This is a genomic window from Streptomyces sp. SID1328 (assembly GCF_009865595.1).
GTDB lineage: Bacteria > Actinomycetota > Actinomycetes > Streptomycetales > Streptomycetaceae > Streptomyces > Streptomyces griseoluteus.
In genome coordinates this window covers 1-2882 of record NZ_WWKH01000968.1, presented here as the reverse complement: position 1 = coordinate 2882, position 2882 = coordinate 1, and the positions used below count along the sequence as shown (strand labels likewise).

Below are 2882 nucleotides of genomic sequence, written 5' to 3'. Positions count from 1 at the left end.
GTACGATCGCCGCCGAGGCCGCCGCCTTCCTGGACGCGGGCCGCACCGGCACCGTGGAGGTGGGGGCGCGCGGCGCGCGCTGCGGGAGCCCGGTCACCGTGCTGATCGAGGCGGCCGTCCCACCGCCCCGCATGATCGTGTTCGGCGCCGTCGACTTCGCGGCCGCGCTGGTCCGGGTCGGCAAGTTCCTCGGACACCACGTCACCGTGTGCGACGCCCGGCCGGTGTTCACCACCCGTGCCCGGTTTCCCGAGGCCGACGAGGTGGTCGTCGACTGGCCGCACCGCTACCTGGAGCGCACCGCGACCGACGCCCGCACGGTGCTGTGCGTCCTCACCCACGACCCCAAGTTCGACGTACCGCTGCTCCGGCTGGCCCTCGGCCTGCCCGTCGCCTACGTCGGCGCGATGGGGTCCCGGCGCACCCACCTCGACCGGCTGGAGCGGCTGCGCGAGGCGGGCGTCAGCGACCGTCAACTGGCCCGGCTGCGCTCGCCGATCGGGCTCGACCTCGGTGCCCGCACCCCGGAGGAGACGGCGCTGTCCATCGCGGCGGAGATCGTCGCCGCCCGGCGCGGCGGCACCGGCATCTCGCTGACCGGCGCCCACACCCCGATCCACCACGACCTCCCCCTGGGGGTGGGCTCGCCCGCCTGAGCGCGTGCGGAAAAACCGGTTACGGCCCCTGCGGCGGGCGTGCTTGCATGACGGCATGCTTCCTGCCGACCGGCTCCTCGCCTTCGCCGCGCTGTCCCTGCTGCTGATCGTGGTGCCGGGGCCGAGCGTGCTGTTCGTCGTCGGCCGGGCGCTCGCCCACGGACGCCGGGCGGCCCTCACCACCGTCGCGGGGAACACGCTGGGCGCGTATGTGCTCGTCGCGGCAGTGGCGCTCGGTGTCGGGTCGGTCGTGGAGCGCTCGGTCCTCGCCTTCACCGTGCTCAAGCTCGCGGGCGCCGCCTACCTGGTGTACCTGGGGGTGACCGCGTGGCGGCGGCGCGGCTCGCTGCGGGCCGCGTTCACCCCGGACGCCCCGGCGCACAGGGGGCCGCGCACCCTGTGGGACGGGTTCGTGGTCGGGGTGGCCAACCCCAAGACGATCGTGTTCTTCGCCGCCGTCCTGCCCCAGTTCACCGACCCCGCTCGGGGCCGGGTGCCCCTCCAGATGCTGCTGCTCGGACTGGTGTTCAACGCCATCGCGCTCGTCTGCGACAGCGTCTGGGGGCTTGCCGCCTCGGCCGGGCGCGACTGGTTCGCCCGCTCACCGCGCCGGCTGGCGGCCGTCGGCGGCGCGGGCGGGCTCGCCATGGTCGGGCTCGGGGTGACGGTCGCGGTCACGGGCCGTACGGACTGACGGTCCGCGCGCCCCAAGTCCCTGCGGGCCCAAGTCCCACGCGCGCCCAAGTCCCACGCGCGCCCAAGGCCCACGCGGGCCCAAGCCCCGCCCGCACCTCAGGTCCCGCGCCGAGGATTCACTCCCGCCTGAGCAGCCCGTTCACCACGCGTCCGAACATCCACTGCGCGGCGCTCGTGACCACGCCGTCGAAGGCGCGGGGCAGGAAGGACACACGCAGCTCCTCCCGCCACACCACGCGGGCCCGCCCGCCGGGCCCCGGCCGTACCTCGATCTCCGCCCAGCCGAGCACCACCCGGCCGCGCTTCTCCAGCCGGCAGAACCCCGGTTCGCCGTCCAGCGGAGGGCGCCACACGGTGATGTCCATCGGATCGTCGAAGACCAGCGGGCCGATACCCGTACGGGCCAGGATGCGGGTGCCCACCCCGGTCGGCGGGGGCGTCACCACCGTCATCCGGGTGAGCGGCACCAGATCCCCGTGCCGGGGCCAGTCGGTGAGGCGGCGCCACGCCTCGGCGAGCGAGAGGGGGACGGTGCGTTCGAGCGTGAAGAGAGACACGCCCCGATCGTAGGGAATCGCCGTCCGCCACCTGGGGGTTCACCCCGGCGGGTCACCTGCCCGGCGGATGGACCGGAGTGCCACCGGCGCACGCGGGGCCTGGCGCGCCCACCGGCACGCCCCCGGGAGTGACCCCTGCGAACAATGGACAGGGAGGCGCTGCGGGCCGCTCGTGGTGGCTCGCAGCGCCCCCCTGGTCATGCACCCGAGCGTGCTCGGGAAATCTTCCGGGTCACGAGTTGACCTGCGCGGTCACCAGGCTGGAGAAGGTGGTCAGCCGGGTGTAGACCCCCGGGTAACCGGCCTCCGCACAGCCCTCGCCCCAGGAAGTGATCCCTGCCAGGACGCCCCCGATGATCAGGGGACCGCCGCTGTCGCCCTGGCAGGTGTCGACGCCACCGGAGGTGAGTCCGGCGCAGACCATGTCGGACTGGACGAAGTCCGAACCGTAGGAGTTGCGGCAGCTGGAGTCGGACACGGTCGGCACCGTCGCGGTCCGAAGCTGGTTGGAGGAGCCGCCGTTCTCCGAAGTGGTGCCCCAGCCGAGGATGCGGGCCGTGGTGCCGGCCGCGTACACGCCCGTCTGGGAGGAGGAGACGTAGGACACCGGGGTGTACGGCATCGACGTCGAAAGGGTCAGCACGGCCACGTCGTCGCCGCGGGTGGCGTCGGTGTAGTCCGGGTTGATCCAGATCTTGCTGACGCGGCTCACCGTGCCGTTGGTGCCGTTCAGGTAGGTGCGGCCACCGACCACCCGGACGCTGCTCGTCGACTCGCCGACCATGCAGTGGGCCGCCGTGACCACCTTCTTGGCGGACACCAGGGTGCCGCCGCAGAACTGGCTGCCGGACGCGTCCGTGATCTGCATGACGTACGGGTACGCGGTCGTGGTGGTGGTCGTGCCGCCCACGATGGGCTGGGGCGCGGCGCTCGCCGCGGGGGCGGCCACGAGCGCGGTCGCCGCGGCGGCGGC

4 protein-coding genes are annotated in these 2882 nt (G+C 73.8%); 2 read left to right on the top strand and 2 right to left on the bottom strand.

Going from position 1 to position 2882, the window contains the following annotated elements; translation table 11 throughout:
- Positions 1-656: XdhC family protein (locus GT030_RS31310; protein ID WP_161203978.1), on the top strand; the 656-nt coding region annotated here is incomplete at its 5' end.
- A 55-nt stretch (positions 657-711) separates the two neighbouring features.
- Positions 712-1350 (top strand): LysE family translocator, encoded by a 639-nt coding sequence (locus GT030_RS31305; protein WP_161203977.1) that lies wholly within the window; start codon positions 712-714, stop codon positions 1348-1350.
- 118 nt (positions 1351-1468) lie between these two features.
- On the opposite strand, the gene GT030_RS31300 is transcribed toward GT030_RS31305, so the two are convergent.
- On the bottom strand, positions 1469-1909 hold the full coding sequence (locus GT030_RS31300) for an SRPBCC family protein (protein WP_161203976.1): 441 nt from the start codon (positions 1907-1909) through the stop codon (positions 1469-1471).
- 232 nt (positions 1910-2141) lie between these two features.
- A partial coding sequence (locus GT030_RS31295; protein ID WP_161203975.1) for a serine protease occupies positions 2142-2882 on the bottom strand: 741 nt, incomplete at its 5' end.